Annotated in this window: 13 protein-coding genes and 4 pseudogenes; 5 read left to right on the forward strand and 12 right to left on the reverse strand. The window is 55.0% G+C overall.

The genetic code is table 11. From position 1 onward, the window contains the following. Nucleotides 1-68 precede the first annotated feature (68 nt). Both CBE74_RS23445 and CBE74_RS23450 read left to right on the forward strand, forming a co-directional pair. The gene (locus CBE74_RS23445) at nt 69-2,615 is read left to right on the forward strand and encodes a (Fe-S)-binding protein (RefSeq protein ID WP_087454651.1); all 2,547 of its coding nucleotides are present in this window, start codon (nt 69-71) and stop codon (nt 2,613-2,615) included. Nucleotides 2,616-2,735: 120 nt separating this feature from the next. Further along, nucleotides 2,736-3,395: a DUF1707 SHOCT-like domain-containing protein gene (locus CBE74_RS23450; RefSeq protein ID WP_087454652.1), complete on the forward strand. Its 660-nt coding sequence runs from the start codon at nt 2,736-2,738 to the stop codon at nt 3,393-3,395. Here the strand turns inward: CBE74_RS23450 and CBE74_RS23455 are convergent. The 11 genes and pseudogenes from CBE74_RS23455 to CBE74_RS23505 form a co-directional block, all read right to left on the reverse strand. Beyond that, a pseudogene (locus CBE74_RS23455) lies at nt 3,392-3,701 on the reverse strand (ArsR/SmtB family transcription factor). The gene CBE74_RS23450 and the pseudogene CBE74_RS23455 overlap by 4 nt on opposite strands. 14 nt (nt 3,702-3,715) lie before the next feature. Continuing rightward, nucleotides 3,716-4,494: pseudogene (locus CBE74_RS23460) on the reverse strand (ABC transporter ATP-binding protein). A 2-nt stretch (nt 4,495-4,496) separates the two neighbouring features. Then, nucleotides 4,497-5,276, reverse strand: a pseudogene (locus CBE74_RS23465) (FecCD family ABC transporter permease); the annotation flags it as partial. Nucleotides 5,277-5,565: 289 nt separating this feature from the next. Next, a complete protein-coding gene (locus CBE74_RS23470) occupies nt 5,566-6,444 on the reverse strand; it encodes an urease accessory protein UreD (protein WP_087454653.1) in 879 nt (292 codons plus the stop codon). After that, nucleotides 6,445-7,059: an urease accessory protein UreG gene (ureG, locus tag CBE74_RS23475; protein WP_087454654.1), complete on the reverse strand. Its 615-nt coding sequence runs from the start codon at nt 7,057-7,059 to the stop codon at nt 6,445-6,447. A gap of 26 nt (nt 7,060-7,085) precedes the next feature. After that, a complete protein-coding gene (locus CBE74_RS23480; RefSeq protein WP_087454655.1) occupies nt 7,086-7,805 on the reverse strand; it encodes an urease accessory protein UreF in 720 nt (239 codons plus the stop codon). Beyond that, entirely contained in the window at nt 7,786-8,262 is a 477-nt protein-coding gene (gene ureE / locus CBE74_RS23485; protein WP_087454949.1) for an urease accessory protein UreE, read from the reverse strand. The genes CBE74_RS23480 and ureE overlap by 20 nt, the downstream gene beginning before the upstream one ends. Before the next feature lie 132 nt (nt 8,263-8,394). Next, nucleotides 8,395-10,104 (reverse strand): urease subunit alpha, encoded by a 1,710-nt coding sequence (gene ureC, locus CBE74_RS23490; protein WP_087454656.1) that lies wholly within the window; start codon nt 10,102-10,104, stop codon nt 8,395-8,397. 67 nt (nt 10,105-10,171) lie between these two features. Then, nucleotides 10,172-10,483 carry an urease subunit beta gene (locus CBE74_RS23495; RefSeq protein ID WP_087454657.1) on the reverse strand — a complete coding sequence of 104 codons (312 nt, stop codon included), beginning with the start codon at nt 10,481-10,483 and terminating at the stop codon, nt 10,172-10,174. 31 nt (nt 10,484-10,514) lie between these two features. Beyond that, nucleotides 10,515-10,817: an urease subunit gamma gene (locus CBE74_RS23500; RefSeq protein WP_013912494.1), complete on the reverse strand. Its 303-nt coding sequence runs from the start codon at nt 10,815-10,817 to the stop codon at nt 10,515-10,517. 162 nt (nt 10,818-10,979) lie between these two features. Further along, a pseudogene (locus tag CBE74_RS23505) lies at nt 10,980-12,159 on the reverse strand (DMT family transporter). Nucleotides 12,160-12,946: 787 nt separating this feature from the next. Here CBE74_RS23505 and CBE74_RS23510 point away from each other — a divergent pair. Genes CBE74_RS23510 through lysX form a run of 3 tightly spaced genes read left to right on the forward strand, consistent with a single transcriptional unit; the run spans nt 12,947 to nt 19,054 of the window. Then, nucleotides 12,947-14,233, forward strand: a complete 1,287-nt coding sequence (locus tag CBE74_RS23510) for a pyridoxal phosphate-dependent aminotransferase (RefSeq protein WP_087454658.1) — start codon at nt 12,947-12,949, stop codon at nt 14,231-14,233. Between the two features lie 29 nt (nt 14,234-14,262). Next, nucleotides 14,263-15,765, forward strand: coding sequence for a YibE/F family protein (locus CBE74_RS23515; RefSeq protein WP_087454659.1), 1,503 nt, complete (start codon nt 14,263-14,265; stop codon nt 15,763-15,765). Between the two features lie 49 nt (nt 15,766-15,814). Further along, nucleotides 15,815-19,054 (forward strand): bifunctional lysylphosphatidylglycerol synthetase/lysine--tRNA ligase LysX, encoded by a 3,240-nt coding sequence (gene lysX, locus CBE74_RS23520; protein ID WP_087454660.1) that lies wholly within the window; start codon nt 15,815-15,817, stop codon nt 19,052-19,054. On the opposite strand, the gene CBE74_RS23525 is transcribed toward lysX, so the two are convergent. Next, nucleotides 19,017-19,628 carry an alpha/beta fold hydrolase gene (locus CBE74_RS23525; protein ID WP_014836872.1) on the reverse strand — a complete coding sequence of 204 codons (612 nt, stop codon included), beginning with the start codon at nt 19,626-19,628 and terminating at the stop codon, nt 19,017-19,019. The genes lysX and CBE74_RS23525 overlap by 38 nt on opposite strands. Between the last annotated feature and the right edge of the window lie 16 nt (nt 19,629-19,644).

The raw sequence follows: 19,644 nt of genomic DNA on the forward strand, positions 1-19,644 counted from the left end.
TTACCTTAAGGTAGAAAGCAGTACTCATCCCGTTTTAGCTGTTTCCCTCAAGGATCGTGATTTACCGTATGCCGCTTGCAGTAGCCAGCGCAGTCACGCCCACTACTGTTGTGCTGGGCGTCTTCGGCATCGTCTTATCGCTCCCCGCGTGGTTTTTCTTCCTCCGCGCGACATGGCGTCTTTACTCTTTCATTGCTTCTGGGCAACCGTCCCCAGGGCGCACGCATAACCCCGTGCGCAGAGCTTGGCAAACGTTTAAGGAAGTCTTCTTCCACACCGAACTCATGCGCAAACCAGCGGTAGCTGTCGCCCACTGGTTTGTCATGCTGGGATTCCTCTTCGGCGCTATCGTGTGGTTCGAGGCATATATCCAAACCTTTAACCCGGCGGGCGGCTGGCCTTTCCTCTCTCATTGGCGCGTGTACCATCTTGCGGAAGAAATCCTGGCCCTGGGCACCGTTTTCGGGATTCTTTTCCTCATTCTTGTTCGCCTCAATGCAGGCGTACACAGCCGTTTTTCCCGTTTCTATGGCTCCAATGCCAAGGCGGCCTACTTTGTGGAGGCTGTTGTCTTTGTCGAGGGCCTCGGCATGGTTCTGGTGAAAGCTGCCAAAATCGCTACGTTTGGGGATGGCTCCGCCTGGGCGGATTTTTCCACGATATACCTGGCCAAGCTGCTCCCCAGCAGTCCAGTTCTGGTCAGTGCCTTTGCCCTGGTGAAACTGCTCAGCGGCATGGTGTGGCTCATCGTCGTTGCCCACAACCTGACCTGGGGTGTGGCGTGGCATAGGTTCCTGGCATTCTTCAACATCTTCTTCCAACGCAACCCCGACGGCAGCCCGGCACTAGGCAAACTGCAGCCGATGTATTCGGGTACCAAGCAGCTCACGATGGACAACGTGGAAGAAGAGGACAGCCTCGGCGTAGGCAGCCTTATAGATGCGCCGTGGAAGATGCTTCTCGACGCCACCACCTGCACCGAATGCGGCCGATGCCAAGAGCAGTGCCCCGCATGGCATACAGAAAAGCCCCTCAGTCCGAAGCTCTTTATCACTGATATTCGTGACGCTGCGGTCGCACAGTCCTCTTATTTACAAGACCCCACCACCTTTGCCGCGGATGATTCCCACGCTAACGTCGACGTGCTCAAGTTAGTAGGAGAAGCACAGGTCATCTCCCCCGATGTTTTGTGGTCCTGCACCAACTGCGGAGCCTGTGTCGAGCAATGCCCCGTAGACATAGAACACATCGATCACATCGCTAATCTTCGACGCTTCCAGGTCCTCGCGGAATCCGAGTTCCCCTCCGAGCTGACGGGGATGTTTAAGAACCTTGAGACTAAAGGCAACCCGTGGGGAAGAAACTCCGTCGAACGGAAGACCTGGATCGACGAAGCCCGCCGCGATGGCATCGAGGTACCCGTACTGGGCGAGGATATTACGGACTTCTCCGACACTGAGTATCTCTTCTGGGTGGGCTGCGCAGGCGCCTTTGACGAGGACGGCAAGAAAACGACGCGCGCCGTCGTTGAGCTGCTACACGTCGCTGGCGTTAAATTCGCGGTGCTTTCCAAAGGGGAAACCTGCACCGGTGACCCCGCGCGCCGCGCCGGAAACGAGTTCCTCTTCCAGATGCTCGCCGCAGAAAATGTGGATACCCTCAACGACGTTTTCGATGGCGTTCCACGAGGCAGCCGTAAAATTATCACCACGTGCCCGCACTGTTTTAACACGCTGCGCAACGAGTACCCGGATTTTGATGGACACTTTGACGTTTTCCACCACACCCAGCTGCTCAATCGCCTGGTGCGGGAAAAGCTCCTCACTCCTATTCCGCGCCGGCCTGAAGACCGCAAGCCCATCGCGTATCACGACCCGTGCTTCCTGGGCCGCCACAATAAGATCTTCGACCCACCCCGCGAGCTTCTTAACGCAACGGGGATGGAGCTCACCGAGATGGAGAGAACCAAAAACGAGGGATTCTGCTGCGGTGCTGGCGGCGCCCGGATGTTTATGGAGGAAAAGCTCGGCACCCGCATCAATGAAAACCGTGCGGCTGAAGCCATCAAGACTGGTGCTCAAGAAATCGCCGTGGGCTGCCCCTTCTGTAACTCCATGCTCAGCACTGGCGTTAAATCCGTTGCCGACACACAAGAAGCCCCCAAGGTCCACGACGTAGCGCTGATGCTCCGTGATTCCGTGCTTATCGACGGCCAACTACCCGAACCCAAGGAACGGGTATTCCTGGATCCACCTGTCCGCCAGCCAAAGAAGAAGCCCGCAACTACACCTGAGCCGCCCAAGACTCAACCCGCTGCAGCACCTCCGGCCGCGCCACAGCCGCCATCAATTCCGGCTCCGACGATCCCCACCCCGCCAGGTGGCACCCCACCAGTCCCGCAGCCCCCACAGGTGCCGACTCCGGGAGTTCCGCCCATGCCAGTACCACCAGTGGCGGTTCCCCCAGCTGTGATTCCACCGGCAGGCCCGCCCGCGGCGGCAATACCTCCTGTGGCAGCGCCTCCCGCGGCAATGCCTCCCATCGCTGGGCCGCCCACGGCTATACCGCCGGGAAAACAATCGGCGTATCCTGAGGATGATTCCGAGGAACAGTAGTTCTCCGCAGGTGTCGGAACTTTTTGGCAGTGTTATACGTTTGTCTTACGTGGTCGGGGTAAGCGCTTTTACTTCGACCAGCAACATAGTCTACAAGCGCAGATAGGTGGCCCGATTGCGATGACGAACCCGTATCAACCCGATTACCGCATCGGCGATGCCGAACGCACCCAAGCGATGGACGACCTGGGAGTACATTTTGCTGCCGGCCGACTCTCGTTTGAAGAATACGATGAACGTCTTAATCAGGTCACACAAGCGGTTACCCGATCCGACATTTCTTTGCTTTTCGACGATCTCCCCGCCGCACACGCTCCTAAAGCAAACGATCCTTCCGCCTTCCTGCCAGCACCAAGCGCGCAGGAACCCCATTTCCCCGATACATATTCGCCTAACGAGATCGATAATGCTTATTCCAGAGGTCGCAATATCCGTGGCGGAATCCTCGGTCTTACCGGAGTAGCAGCAATCACGCTTACCGGGCTCACGGCTTCCCCTGTATGGGTCATGCTCGTTCCCATGGTCTTCATCATGCTTTACGTGTTAAAGCTCGGCCCTGAATCTTGGCATGCGCCCAGCCGCCTCAAACTTGACCGCCAGCGGATGAAACAAGCCCGGTTGCTTCAGCAACAACAGGTCTTTGCCATTGAGAACCAGAATGCACAGCAGCGAGCGCTCGCCCGTGCAGAGCGCAAGCGCAAGCAAGAGGAGCTCAACAGCATCGCCACAGAACTAGCAACCGACGCTCTTAAACGGTTCCGAGGCAAAAAGAACAGTTAGTGTTGGTGTTTGTCCTTGCCGTGACGCATTCCAATGTCATGCAGTATCCCGTGGATGCGCTCGTCGACAAGCGAATACGACCTCACGGCCAAAGTGTTCTTCCTTGATCGCGCCCATATGCTCCATGGCGCGCAGCGCGCCTGACGCGGTAGGGACCCGAACCCCCGCGGCCTCGGCTATCTCAGTGACCGTGGTGGCCCGCGGCCCTGCATAGTGCAAAACTACGAGAATGCGCAGCCGGGTCCGGTCCCCCATGAGTTTAAAATAACCAGACCAGTCGTCGGCTTGTTCCAAAAGGTCATACATGCGGCGTACCTCATTTATCTCGGGGCGGCCGCCAACAAGGCAGCGGCGCCTTCGGGAGAACGGAGAATCTTTGCTTCTACGTTGAAAACTCAGCAATATTGCTTGACGATAAAGACGATAAAACAGTGTCTACCGGCCCCTCTGCGACACAACGTCCAGAGTGCAGGATAAGGGCAGTATCAGCATATCGCGCCACCAGTCCCAAGTCATGCATAACCGCCACTACAGTCAGCCCCTCGTGAGTGACCAACCGGTGCAGGACCTGGAGCAAAGTCAACTGGTGCTCGATGTCCAGGTGGTTGGTGGGTTCGTCGAGAAGCAACACGCGTGCGCCCTGCGCCAGGCCGCGCGCAATAGAGACGCGCTGCTGCTGACCACCGGAAAGCTCGCTCCACTGGCGCTCAGCTAGGTTTTCCATCCCAAGCAGCTCTAACGCGTGAGCAACCCGGTCGTGATCCCGTTTAGTCCTACGGTGGAAGATTCCTCGGCCGGCAACAGCACCCAGCCCCACAAAATCGACCACCGTCATATCCCCATTGAGCGTAGCTACCTGGGGAACATAGGCCACGGTCTCAACTCGTTGCCGAGCCGGCATGCGAGCGAGAGGCTTATCATCAAAAACGACGTCACCAGTGAAAGGGACGACTCCCGCCACCGCATTTAACAACGTGGATTTTCCACTACCGTTAGGCCCAACCAACGCCGTGATCGTGCCTGGTTGCAGCGTCGCGGTCACACGATGCACTGCGGCGGTATCGTCGTAACTAACACCGACATTTCTGAGATGTATCAAGGTTATTTCTTTCCTTTCTTCCATAAAAGGAAGAAGATCGGAACACCAATGAGAGCAGTAATAATTCCTACCGGGAGTTCCTGCCCTTTAAACAAAGAACGAGCAATCGCATCTGCGACCACCAGCAGAATTGCCCCTACCAGGGCGCTTATGGGGATTACCCGCACGTGCGCGCTGCCTACTACCAGCCGAACCGCATGAGGAACGATAAGTCCCACGAACCCGATAGCACCCACCGAGGCAACCGTAACGGACGTCATAAGGGCAACGATCACCAGGACCGCGCCCCGCGTCAGCACTACGGGGACGCCCATGGTGTGCGCGGTGGCGTCGCCAAGCCGCAGCGTATCTAGATGACGCGACAACGCCCACAAAGCGACGATCGCCGTCGTACACACTATGTCTGTCACCAACAGTCCGTCTTGACGCGAAGAACCCAACGCACCCATGAGCCAGGCCATCACGGCCTGGCTAGAATCCGCGTCGCCCTTGCCCATCATGATCAGGAACGTCACGGCCTGAGCAAACTGACCGACCAGCACACCTGCAAGAACCACCTGTTGGGACTGGAAGCCCGAGCCCCGCAACAGCATCAACAGCACCAAAAAGGATCCCAGGCCACCCAGTGCGGCGCCAGCCGTAAGGCCCAGCACTCCTTGGGTTCCGATAACCAGAACAACAACTGCGCCCACAGAAGCGCCGCCGCTGATGCCCAGAAGATAAGGTTCCGCTAGCGGATTATGCGTGACAGTTTGCAAGCACGCGCCCGCCAAAAACAAACCTTTTCGCCCAAAACCACACTTTCCTTAGCGCAGGGAGAGTAAATGCGACCTTAATCACCCTTGAGACCAGTCAAGTTCCAGCATTGAGTATCAAATTTTTGCGATAGCGTGACAGCCTCAGTTTCCACTTCGGCCATCTGCGCCAAAGATTATCAATGAGTTGATTGACAGTGCAAGTCGTACGCCCCTCACATACAAGTTTGGCGGGTAGCTCATGCGCTACCCGCCAAACATCCTCTGTATTTAAGCATCAGAACTCAAGTACAGTGTTCTCGCCTGTCTGCGTCTCTTAGTATTGACGCAAGTTAATAGGACCTTGTCCTCGTGTCCTACTGCGAACAACGTGCGCAACGTCAAGAATCAATTCCATCAATTCCTCCGTGCGATTGCCCAAAGCCCTAAGCACAAATCCCGGCCTATCGCATTCGGAAATCGCCGCAACCATATCTGGGTTCCCTGCAGAATGCGCTGAAACACGCTCTCGCACTGCCTCAATGAACTCAGTATCGATACTCGGATCAAAGCAAATTGCAGTCGCGACGTGGGTTTTTCCGCCCATCATCAGGTCGGCGTCTTGAGCAAACTCCGCTTCCAATGGGTTAATCCGCAGGTTGTCCACCAAAACAACCTCGCCGTCCATCCGCACAACAGAACGAATATGCACCTGACGATACAAGAACTTCTCACCCTCGGGCGACCAACCAGGGGTGATCACGTCAGAGATGAACAGCGCTCCTTCTGGATGAACGTCCGCAGTAATCTGCTGACGGAAATCCGCATCCCGATACAAGATCAACTGATCGGGGACGTATTCCAGAACGGCGCCAGCAGCCACTTTTATCTCAATATTCTGGACTACAAAGTCACCAGGCGTGCGGTAAACCTTGGCGGCCGACTGATCAGTCAACAGCATCGAGGCACCAGAGTCCACCTCAAGCTTGAGTCGATACGCATCGCCGCCCACGTATCCGCCACCCGGGTTAACAATGATGTAGTACACCTGTCCCGAGTCATCAAGATAGTGCGGGCGAGCGATCTTTAGCGCCCGAGTGTGATACTGGGTCTTTGCGATCGACTTTCCGCCACTGAGCCCAACGCCCAGTTCAAGCACGCCCATCTCCTCATGAGGCGGATCGTGCTCAAAAATTCCTTTAGCTACGTCCCACATTTAATCCGCCAGGTCAAGCATTAACACGTCATGGCGGATCCAATCGATGACCTTGTCCAGGCCCTCGTCCGTCTTGAGGTTTGTGAGCACAAAAGGCTTATTGCCGCGGAAGACCTTGGAGTCATCTTCCATCACCTTCAAGTCTGCACCCACGTGTGGAGCAAGGTCAGTCTTGTTAATCACAAACAAATCAGACTTGATCATGCCCTGACCTGCCTTGCGCGGAATCTTCTCGCCTTGAGCAACGTCAATGATGTAGATAGAGAAATCCACGAGCTCAGGGCTGAAGGTTGCAGACAAGTTGTCTCCACCCGACTCCATGAAGACCAACTCAAGATTAGGGTGACGCTTCACGAGCTCTTCAAAAGCTGCATCATTCATCGACGTATCCTCACGGATAGCCGTATGTGGGCAACCACCGGTTTCCACACCAATAATGCGATCCTCTGGCAGAAGGCCTTCGCGCGCGAGGATCTTTGCGTCCTCGGTGGTGTAGATATCATTAGTAATGGCAGCCATGGAGATCTCGCCATCCAGCGCGCGGGTGATTCGCTCAATTAATGCAGTCTTACCCGACCCGACTGGACCGCCAACACCAATTTTAATAACACTCATCGTAGAACTTTCCTTCAATCTTCTTTTTAAGACATAAACATGCGACTACGCAGCATCTCGTGCTGCATCTGCGCAACTTCTAGCCGTGGGGCGACTACACACAAATCCGCTACTCCGTGAGACATAGTCATCTCTGCCGCCTGCATGACAGCGTTGTAAGCGCTTACTAGCACCCGCTGTCCAGCGTCCTGGCCTAGAGGAATCGCACGGATAGCATTCTGCGTCATGGAATTAGCCATCTGCATGAGATACGCCATGACGGCTCGCTCCGGAGAAACTCCTTCAGAACCAAGAACCAAGCCAGCAGCGATAGCGGGATTTCCGCGCATCTCTCCTGCGGCTACGGCACGACAGTACTCCGCCACCATGGGTTGATCGGGAGAAATGGTAGCTGCGACCTTGGACATGCGCTTTCCCATGGAATTCATGGAAGTACGCACCTGCTTAGGAGTTTGGCAAGAGTGAACCAACTGATCCAGCTCTTTCAAAGAAGCCTGTGCCTCCGCAAAGTCCAGCTCAGACTGTACGAGTTCGACGGCAAAACGCACCGCTAGAGCCTCGGCAAAGCTGGCCTGCCGCAAATAACCATGCAACCAGTGTTTATAGGAATCCGGGTCGTGGACTTCATCGGACTGGATGAATGTCTCTAGACCTGCAGAATGCGCGAATCCGCCAGTGGGTAGAGCCGAGTCAGTAAGGTGCCAAATAACCAACTCGGTCCGGGCACTAGTGGCTATGCTCTGCATGACGGAATGCCTCAGGCATAACATAGTCGCCGCGCGTGTATTCCACGCCCACGTGCTCCAGGTAGTGCTCTACTGTGTGGTCAAAACGCACTACCATAGCAGGCTTACCAAAGGCGCTGTCCTGGTCAAAGAACTGAGCCTGCAGGTGTCGATTGCCCAGAGTATGAGCGACAGCCAAAGCTTCTCGAATATCGCGGGGGGTGATAACCAAGACATCGGTGGCGGCGATTCGAGCCACAATCACCTTGTTGTCTTCCTTGGCCAGGATATCACCATCCTTGATCTCACGGAGCTCATTGCCCAAACGCAATGCATGCTCTGCGCCACTTTCCGTGGTCACACGCTGCACGCGCTTTAGCCGTGTCTCGTTATCAAAGACGACTGCATCCGATTCCAATGCATCACGCTCTGCTGATTCCAGGTCATTCAGATTGCCCTGTATCTCAGTAATAATCATTTTAAAATGCTTTCTGCGAAGTTCGTTAAAAAAGGCGGAACCAGTGTTACTCACACCGGCTCCGCCTCATTCCCTAATCCCAGCGAATTGTCCACATATGTGAGGACATTCCGGTGACTATCCGGATCAATACTAGAACAGGAAGTAACGCTGAGTCATCGGCAGCTCTGTAGCAGCCTCAGAAGTGATCTTCTCACCGTCAACCGTCAGCTCATAGGTCTCTGGATCAACCTTGATATCTGGGTTTGCATTGTTGTGCTTCAGATCAGCCTTGGAGATCTCTCGCATGTTCTTTGCTTCAACGAACTTACGATCAATACCAAGCTTCTCCGGTACGCCAGCTTCGAAAGCTGCCGTGGAGAGGAAGGTAACCGAGGTACGACCAGCAGCTGCACCGCGAGCACCATAGGAGTAACGCATGGTACGTGGCTGCGGGGTCGGGATCGAAGCGTTAGCGTCGCCCATGATGGAGCGAGCGATGATGCCGGACTTGATCACGATGCTTGGCTTCACACCGAAGTAAGCAGGATCCCAAACAACCAGGTCAGCTAGCTTGCCTTCTTCAACAGAACCGATGGTATCTGCAACGCCAGACGCAATAGCTGGGTTAATGGTGTACTTAGCGATGTAACGCTTGATGCGCTCGTTATCGTTGGTAGCGGTATCGCCCTCAAGCGGTCCACGCTGCTGCTTCATGCGGTGAGCAACCTGCCACGTGCGCAGGACAACCTCGCCGACGCGGCCCATTGCCTGGGAGTCAGAAGAGGTGATTGCCAAAACGCCCATATCGTGCAAGACGTCTTCTGCTGCAATGGTTTCCTTACGGATACGTGAATCAGCGAATGCAATGTCCTCAGGGAGGTCAGAGTTGAGGTGGTGGCACACCATGATCATGTCAAGGTGCTCATCCATCGTGTTCACGGTGAACGGAAGGGTTGGGTTGGTGGATGCCGGGAGAACGTTAGGAAGACCAGCTACCTTCAGGATGTCCGGAGCGTGTCCGCCGCCAGCACCTTCGGTGTGGAAGGTGTGGATAACGCGGTCTTTAAAAGCCGCAATGGTGTTGTCGGCAAAGCCGCCCTCGTTCAGGGTATCGGTGTGGATAGCAACCTGAATGTCCATCTCATCGGCAACAGTCAGTGCGTTGTCGATGGTGTTAGCGGTAGCGCCCCAGTCCTCGTGAATCTTCAGACCAATAGCACCTGCACGGATCTGCTCGCGCAGACGCTCGGTGTTGGAGGCGTGGCCCTTGCCCAAGAAACCGACGTTCACGGAGAAGTCACGAGAAGCCTCGATCATCTTGGTGATGTTGCCGGCACCTGCGGTAACGGTCGTAGCGTTGGTGGAGTCCACTGGACCCGTTCCGCCACCGATGAGGGTGGTCGTACCGTTGTCTAGTGCTGCTTCCACCTGTTCTGGGGAAATGAAGTGGATGTGCGTATCAATAGCACCAGCGGTGACAATCTTGCCTTCGCCGCCGATAACTTCGGTTCCTACACCGACGATGATGTCGATGTTGTCCATAATATCGGGGTTGCCAGCTTTACCGATCTTCATGATCTTGCCGTCTTTCACAGCAATATCAGCAGAGTAAATGCCGGTGTAGTCCACGATAATGGTGTTCGTGATAACCAGGTCTGGGACCTGATCTGCCTCGACGCGCGAGTTTTGGCCCATGCCGTCGCGGATAACTTTTCCGCCGCCGAAGGAAACCTCGTCGCCGTACTGAGTAAGATCTTTTTCGACAACGGCAATGAGCTCTGTATCAGCCAAACGGATTCCGTCGCCGGTGGTCGGACCATTCAGTTCTGCGTACTGGCGCCGACTCATTTCAAAAGACATTGTGCTTTGCTCCTCTAAACCTTAATGTGCGCTGTTTGTGGGGTTGTATTTTGAATGCCTGCGCAGGTTAGTCAAGTTTTCCGTTGACTTTGTTGTTGAACCCATAGACTTCACGTGTACCAGCGAAATCGATGAGGTTAACGGTGCGCGAGTCACCCGGTTCGAGGCGCACTGCGGTACCAGCCGGGATGTCGAGGCGCTTGCCCATAGCTGCTTCGCGGTCGAATTCCAGCTCGGAGTTCGCCTCAGCGAAGTGGAAGTGCGAACCAACCTGTACTGGACGGTCGCCTTTGTTAGTCACCACGATTGTGATGGCTTCGCGGCCTTCGTTCATGATGATGGGGGCAGCATCAGAGATGAAGTACTCACCAGGGATCATGTTGTTGTGTCTCCTTAAAGCTTCAGCGCTGTTAGCGAATCGGTTTGTGGACGGTAACCAGCTTGGTTCCATCGGGGAAGGTGGCTTCTACCTGAACATCGGAGATCATCTCCGGTACGCCTTCCATGACTTCATCGCGAGTCAAGATAGTCACGCCCTCGCACATAAGCTGAGCCACGGTTTTACCATCGCGGGCCCCTTCCAAGAGCTCAGCGGTGATAAGCGCAACTGCTTCTGGGTGGTTGAGCTTGAGGCCGCGCTCTTTACGACGTCGAGCCACGTCAGCAGCCACAACGATCATGAGCTTATCTTGTTCACGTTGGGTGAGGTGCATGAGAATCCTCCATAGGAAAGTTGGATTATGAAAAGTTCCTTTACCTTACAGTGATACTGGAACTTCTTCTTTTCGGGTGCTGCACGCTCGCGTGAAAACACCCTTATCTCAAGGGAAGCCGGCACGTGAGGCAACCTCATGTGCCGGCTCGAGGGTTTTTAATTAGGGACGATCATCTGGCAGGGGTTTGCCTCATCAGGACTGCGTCCTGGGGCTAACCCTTCTCTTACGAGTTGCTCTTCTATGTTGTCCCCTGGCGCCGCTGTTTTCTTCTTATTCCCAAAGAACTTGTCAAACAGCCCATTCTGATACATCACTGTTCCCAGAATCATCAGGATACCGACGAACTGGAGGATGGATGGGATCTCACCGAATAGAGGCCATGCAATAACAACGGAGCTCACTGGGGAGAGCAGGAGGATACCTGCAGACAGGGTCGGGTCTAGCCAAACGGTGCCCCACTGAACGAAGGTCCATGCGATAGCCTGGCCCAAGATTGCAAGGGAGATCAGGGAGACCCAGTTCATCATGGTGAGCGGATCGCCAACAGTGTTCTCAGGATCAACCATTGGGAGCTGTCCGTCGATCAAAACGCCGTGGGTGAAGTCCAGGCCGCCACGTGGGGAGCCGATGTGTGCCCAGGTGAACGGAGCAACCATCTGTGCTGCCATGGTGTACATCATTGGCTGGACGTAGAGGTCCTTACGAGGAGCCGTGGTCCTGCTTTACGAGAGAAGTAAAGGTAGAAGGAGTAGCAGATACCGGAGGTAAGGCCGAGCATGGTGCCCAGAGTGGAGGTCTTGATGCCATAGATGGTGGCAGGACCCGTAGCTTCTGCAGACTCAAGAACACCACCGGTGAGCAAAACGCCCACGAACATGATGGGAACGAGAATGAGGAATACCGGCGGAATCTTGTACTTGTCAAAGATCGCGGTAAGCATCGGCACAACGATAACCTGAAGGTTCAGAAGAATCGCAGCGATACCGGCGCCAACGTAGAAGATGGAGTAGTTCCAAGCGGTGAAGTCAACACCGAGGAACAAACCAGCGGCGATAGACATCGCCACGCCCTTCTTAGGAAGGGCTTGCTTGTTTTTGATTTCCCACAGGCCGATCGGCAACAGAACGAGGAAGCCAATCAAAACGCGTAGGAATGCCTGAGTTGCCGGATCCATGTTCGAAGCCTTGACCCAGATCGGGGTAAAGGCTAGGCACGCGGTGCCCAGGGCAATAATCAGGACTGCTTTGCCGTGTCCAACTTTTTTGACCGGCAGGGCCTGATTTAGTGATTTGGTCGCATTCACGTTTTCGGATGCTACCGATAAATTCACAGTTCGCACTAATCTAAATTAGATCTCAGAAAACACCCCCGTCATGCAACTAGCGCAACGCCCTTTAACTGCGGAAATGAATTTTTTCACATAAAAATAACCCCGCAAATCGCCCCTTTCAGGGGGTATTGCGTAGATAACAGAAAAAACGGATTGTGAAGCAAGTCACTATAAATGGGGCGGGGTGCAAGAACGCCCCCGTACCAACCTGAATCGGACTAAAATCAGGGAAAAAGCAACCATTAGCCCCGACCCGAGCCCAAATCAGACCTGCTACATGCATTTTTAGAAAGTTCAAACACGTGTTCCATTTGATAAAAATTTCATCTAGCTTTTTATCCATCAAACGGTTGATTCACTATTTTTTCTAATATTTCCTGGCAGGGACGAGAAATCAGGTTTTTTCACTGTTACCTATCGCACAAAATTTAAACGATTTAGGTTAGTGTTCTTGACCACTTTTCAAAGAAAATCCCGTAAACAGGGCACATAACGCCCCTATGTTTCCCGTAATTATCCATAAGATTTTAAAGAGACAATGCGACCACTCATCGTCTGGAGTACCGGCGAACAACGGCATTGTGGGTTTAACGGCGCGACCGCTCACTTTGTTCCCAAACCTCGCACAACCAATCCCCGGGCCATGTCTCCGCGAAATATGTGATTCGCAGACACACTATATTCTGCGTTTGAACTGCCCCAGCACTACTCCTTGTTTTGTCCTTAATTTCTAGGACTTACCTGCACCTCACCAATGGCCTGTTAATTGCCTCAAAAAAGTGGCAACATTGGGCGGGTGACTAAAAAAGACACCGCTCCCGAATCAGCACTTCTGAGCTCCGTAGGTAACCCGCTGCGACGTAAGCGCCGCACCTTTGATCAGTCGGACAAGCTCAAAAACGTTCTGTATGAAATTCGTGGGCCGGTGACTGCGTTAGCCGAAAAAATGGAACTCGATGGGCACACCATCTTGAAGCTCAACACGGGCAATCCAGCAATCTTTGGTTTTGAAGCCCCCGATGTCATCATGCGCGACATGATCGCGGCGCTTTCGACGTCGCAAGGCTACTCCACGTCGAAAGGCATCATTCCTGCCCGGCGCGCCATCGTTACGCGCTACGAGGTCATCCCAGGCTTCCCAGCATTCGACGTGGACGATGTCTATCTGGGCAATGGTGTCTCTGAGCTCATCATGATGACCATGCAGGCTTTGCTGGATAACGGCGACGAGGTCCTCATCCCTATGCCGGATTACCCGCTGTGGACTGCCGCGACCTCACTATCTGGCGGCACGCCAGTGCATTATCTTTGCGACGAAGACGACGATTGGAACCCTTCCATCGAAGATATTCGTTCAAAGATCACCGACAAGACTAAAGCCATCGTGGTGATCAACCCCAATAACCCCACGGGCGCTGTCTACTCCCCCGAAGTCCTCCGAAATATCGTCCAGGTAGCTAGAGAGCACGACCTGCTGATTCTGGCCGATGAGATCTACGATCGCATCCTTTATGACGGTGCCGTCCACATCAGCATCGCTGCGCTCGCTCCCGACTTACTGTGCATCACGTATAACGGCTTGTCCAAGGCCTATCGCGTCGCAGGATACCGCGTCGGCTGGATGGTCATCACAGGACCCAAGCATTATGCGCGTGGTTTTATCGAGGGAATCGATCTGCTCTCGGGGACCCGTCTGTGTTCCAACGTTCCGGCGCAGCATGCAATTCAGGTGGCGCTGGGCGGACGACAGTCTATCTACGATCTCACCTCTGAAGGCGGTCGTTTATTGGAGCAGCGCAACGTCGCGTGGGAGAAGCTCAATCAGATACCAGGCGTCAGCTGCGTCAAACCCATGGGTGCACTCTATGCGTTCCCTAAAATTGATCTGGAATATTACGACATCCACGATGACGCGCAGCTCATGCTCGACCTGCTTCGCGCGGAAAAGATCCTCATGGTTCAAGGCACGGGCTTCAATTGGCCCAAGCCCGACCATTTCCGCGTGGTCACACTCCCCTGGGCAGCTGACCTTGCCGTAGCGATGGATCGTTTAGGCAACTTCCTCTCTAGTTATAAGCAGTAAAGGGATTAGCGACAGTGGGAAGACATAGCATGGCCCGAGGAACGAACTCATCACGTTCGCAGCGCACGCCACCGCAGCGCCAAATCGCTCGACAGGGCGGCCACAGCGCTCGCAGTGCTCAGCCTGCGCCACGTCGTCGTTCACAGGCAAGCATCCCTTCCCACAACGGCGAGCGTCCGCAGTCACGCAAACGTCCTCAGTCAGGAGCCCGACCCTCGACTGGAAACCGACCCCAGGCAGGTAAGCGGCCCCCATCGCGTAGTCATTCCCTCACAGATAATCGTTCCGGCAACAGCTATATCAGCAAGATAACTAAGGTAGCGGCTCTGTATGCAGAGACCTCGCGCATCGAATTGTGGCGGCGCCTCCTTCTTATCTTCCTTATCGCCTGGGCAATCGCTACTGCGATTGGAGTGGCCAAGCTCTGGCCTAACGGTGAGCCCACTATCGCTCCTGAGTTTTACAAGACGTTCAGCATTGGGCAGAGCCAAGTAAACGGTGAAGTGGTTGCGGAGTCAAAAGGAAGTTGCACGGCCCCAGAATCCGGCACAGTATTTACTACGTCACCGCGTATTATCCCCGGCTCGGATACCTCCTGTACCTGGTATATCGTTGAAATAACTGAGGGCGATGACGCCGGCAAGCGCACTCTCATTGTCAATTCGGGGCAACCGGGTGAAGCAACGCTGGCTTCTGGCGACCAGATTCGTTTACTCCAAGCCCAATCCAAGGATGGTTCCGTCCATTACTCTTTCAGCGACTATCAGCGTGCGCTTCCGCTAACGCTCTGGGGCGTCCTTATCGCAGGCGCGATCATTCTTTTTGCGGCATTGCGTGGGCTGCGCTCTCTGATCGGTTTAGTTATCACCATGGTGGTGGTGACTATATTCACGCTCCCTGCACTGCTTTTGGGCACGTCCCCCACCGGAATAGCCATATTCAGCGGTGCTGTTATTTTGTTCCTCGTTGTGTTCCTGGTCCACGGGTTTAACTGGAAGTCTGCGTCTGCCTTAGGCGGGACTCTCCTTGCGCTACTGCTTGCAGCAGTGTTGGCCAATGTGGCGATAGACAATAACCAGCTCCGCGGTCTAGGGGATGAAGGCAACCTACAGATTCTGTTGTACTTGCCGGATGTGTCTGTCACCGGTTTGATGCTGTGCGGCTTTATCATCGGTGCGCTAGGCGTTCTCAATGACGTGACCATCGCGCAGTCTTCCACTGTCAACGAACTAGCAGAGCTTGATCGTGATGCTTCCTGGTGGCGGCTCTTCTTGGGAGCGATGAAGGTGGGACGCGATCATATCTCGTCTATGGTCTACACCTTGGTCTTGTCCTATACAGGTGCATCCTTGCCGTTGTTGCTCCTGTTGTTTGCGGCTCATCGACCGTTCCTGCAGACCTTAACCAGCGACATCATGGCCACAGAGCTGTTGCGCTCCGGAATTGGCGCCCTCACATTGACACTCGCTGTGCCTTTAACTACCGCGATAGCGGCGCTCACTGTTCCTGAGAAACGGGCGGCTCAACAGTAGATTCAATAGTATTCGTATTCTCCCCCACGCTGGGTGGGCATTCTGCTCTATGTTGCATATTATCGATTGCATGCAGAAACGCTGGGAAACCCGAGTAATCCTCTTTACAACGCAGTTAGCCACCATCTGGCTGCTCATTGGACTGATAGTAAAACACGCAAATTTTAACCTCGTTGACGATATTGGTTTTGGTTTTTCCTTAATCGGACTCCCCAGCTTCCCTACGCTATTCATCACTATTTTGATGGTGCTGCTTACGTCGGGAATGCTGCGTGGGCACCGAGGAGCACTACTGTTTTATCTCTTGGGATTCCAGGTACCAGATCTCATTTCTGGTCTCCTGTTTTTCGCCTTCGGGTTCTTCAACGACCCCGACTTCACCGGCGATAATCCCAAGTACATGATTCTTCTCTTCGCCGTTTCCACGCTGTTTTCTCTGTTCTATCTTATTTGCGGATACCGGGCACTCAAGGACTTCCCCGCCCGCGTCTCAGGTTCCTGGGTACGCGCTCTGAGCACGCTCATCGTCGGCCTTATGATCTCGTTCGCCGTGATGTGGGGTGTCCTGGTACTGCAGGAGCACCAAAACAGCGGTGTGTCTGCGGCGTGGTCGTTCTTTACTGCAATCGGCCTGAGCCCTTCAGAGACTCCTTTCCCAACCGAACTGCACAGCCCGCACTTTATTCGCGTTATCGGCGGCATTCTGTCCTCCATGGCGCTCTTTGCTGCCATCGCTATTCTCTTTGGCTCACGCAAGCACGACGCTGCGACTGCTGAGGAGCAGCTCCTTGCGCGTAAGTTGCTACTCAATCCTCCATCGCCAGACTCCCTGGCATATTTCTCCACTCGCTACGACCGCAGCTTGATCACATCCCCGGATGAAAAAGCTGCTGTGTCCTTCCGCGTTATCGACGGCGTATGCCTTGCCGCTGGAGATCCCATCGGCGACCCCGAATCCTGGCCTGCGGCGGTGGCTAAATGGCGCGAACATAGCCGCAAGAACGGCTGGGTTATGGGTGCCGCCTCTGTTTCGGAGGCTGGAGCAAAAGCTTATGCAGCCGCAGGTATGAACGTTATCGCACTTGGCGATGAGGCAGTGGTGGACGCCGATAACTTCCATCTCAAGAACATGCCAGAGGTGCGTAAAGAGATAGCGGGACCGCGTAAGGCGGGCTACACCGTCCGGGTACAGCGTCAAGCACAGATCCCCGCTGAAGAATTGCAACGCCTGTCTCAGCTCGCTGAGGATTGGCGACGCGGAGACGAACGCGGGTTCACGATGGCGTCTGGCCGCATCGGCGACCCCCGCGACTCACGCACCGTCCTGGTAACCGCTCACGACGCTGACGACAACGTCATGGGATTGCTGTCCTTCGTACCATGGGGTCGCCGGGGCCTCTCCCTTGACGTTATGCGTCGCAATCCTGACGCAATCGGCGGCGTTACCGAGTTCATGGTGGTTGGCCTTGCGCAAGAGGCCGGCAGTCTTGGAGTGTCTAAGTTCTCACTGAACTTTGTTACCTTCCGCGAAGCACTCGATCGTGGTGCTTACGTGGCGGCCTCTTTGAGGGAACGACTGCTGCTCAAGCTGCTTCTGCTTTCCTCACGCTGGTGGCAGATCCAATCGCTCTACCAGTCCAACGTCAAGTACCACCCGCAGTGGCAATCGCGTTTCCTATGCATCGATAATGGCTTCCACACTGCCCGCGTCCTCATTGCTTTTGCTAGCGGCGAGGGATTCCTGCCGTGGATGAAGGAATATGGATCTCCCGTGGGAGACCCCGAAGAAATCGTCGCTCTTGAAGCCGCTGCCCTCATGCCCGCCATCGAGCCACCAGCACTGTCTACTCAGGAGCGCATGCGCAAGACAAAGCTGGAGGAGCTTACAGCCCTCAACATGCACCCCTATCCACCAGCGGTTCCTCGGACTACGTCTATCAAGGAGCTGCTTGCATCAGGTGGTTCGGAGGCCCAGGTCTCTATCACCGGTAGGGTCGCGTTCATCCGCGACCACGGCGGGGTCGTCTTTGCAGATCTGGTTGAGGAGCACACAAAGCTCCAGCTGGTGATCGAGCGCGGCACAGAGCAGACGATGCGCTTGTTTAAGCGGTTGGTCAGCCGTGGTGATCTGATTTCCGCGACAGGTCAGCTGGGTGCTTCTCGCAATGGAACGCGCTCCCTGATCGTTTCCTCCTGGGCCATGGCGGCTAAGTCTCTTACCCCTATGCCGCGCGTCCCGCTCAGCAATCCTCACTTGCGGGCAAAGTTCCGCCACATGGATTTTGCGCTTAATCAAAAAGCCACGGACATTTTCATGGCTCGTTCCAAGGCCGTGAGCGCAGTGCGTTCTGTTCTGCAGGAACAGGGCTACATGGAAGCCGAAACCCCCATTCTGCAGACGATCCACGGTGGTGCAAACGCCCGCCCCTTCAGGACTCATATCCGCGCATACGACCAAAACCTCACGCTTAGGATCGCGCCCGAGCTGTATCTCAAGCGCCTCGTGGTCGGCGGTATCCCGCGTGTCTTTGAGATAGGGCGAAACTTCCGCAACGAGGGCGTGGATGCCACCCACAATCCCGAGTTCACCTCGCTGGAGGCCTACCAGTCGTATGGAAACTGGGACACCATGCGGATTCTCACGGAAGATCTCATTCGTTCCGCAGCAATCGCCGTTTATGGAAAACCAGAGGTGACTACAGCGGACGGTCAGGTTCTTGACCTGAGCGGATCCTGGCCCGTCGTACCTGTTTATGATGCGGTGTCCGAGGCCGTCGGCAAGCATATTTCCCCGGACGCAGACGTCTCCGAGTACGCGGACATCGCTGAGAAATACGACATCACCGCCGCCACCGTGGGCGATCTAGTCAACGAGCTTTACGACGAACTCATCGAACCAAACACCGTCTTCCCCACCTTCTACGCGGGCTTCCCAGTGGAAACCTCCCCGCTCACGATGGCAGATCCAGATCAGCCGCGTATCGCCCAGCGTTGGGACCTTGTTGCCTGCGGCATGGAGCTAGGCACCGCCTACACAGAACTCGCAGATCCGCTGGAGCAGCACGCTCGACTTTCCGACCAGTCCCTGCGCGCCGCCGGTGGCGATGCCGAAGCCATGGAGCTAGACGAGAACTTCCTCAAAGCGCTGCAGTTTGGCATGCCGCCCACAGGCGGACTCGGAATCGGAATCGACCGCCTAGTCATGTTCCTCACCGGCCAAAACATCCGTGAGGTGCTCTCGTTTCCCTTTGTTAAACCAGATACGGACGGATCAGCTCGGGGCTGTTAACCGGGAACATATGATTCTCGCCGCGTAGGAACACAGTTTCTGCGCGGAGCTGTTCCCCTAGCTTTCGTTGCGACTCCAAAAAGCCACGCTGCCAACCCAGGCCCGCGCCAACTAGCAGCGTGGTTTTTGCCATCGGTGCAGGGTTTTTCCCTTCAAAAGCGGTAGCTAAACGACGCTGCCGGGCCTCCACTTTGAGGAATTCATCAAAGAGAAAACGGGCGTTATCCTTCCCACCAAAGCGACGATACAACTCCGAGAATCTGCCATTGGACTCACCGCTCGCCACTTGGGTGAGTTTATGTCCCAGGGGGAAAAGTTCGCCCAACGCGGCACTCGTTCCTTCCTTGAGCCATTCTGGGACCAGCCTTCTGCGTACGTGCACAGGCTCGGAGGGATCGGCAAGGACTAGCCGATCGACTTCCTTGGGATACAGCCACGCCCACTCCATGGCGACCAGACCGCCGACGGAGTGTCCAAAGATGTTGATCTTTTCGCCGGGCTGTAAATGCTCGCGCAGATCAGCGATGGAAGAGCTCAACGGTTTCTCCCAGCTATCAAGGATTTTGGCATCCAACCCCGAAACGAGCTCT

This window comes from Corynebacterium silvaticum (genome assembly GCF_002162115.2).
In the GTDB taxonomy this organism is placed as follows: Bacteria; Actinomycetota; Actinomycetes; order Mycobacteriales; family Mycobacteriaceae; genus Corynebacterium; species Corynebacterium silvaticum.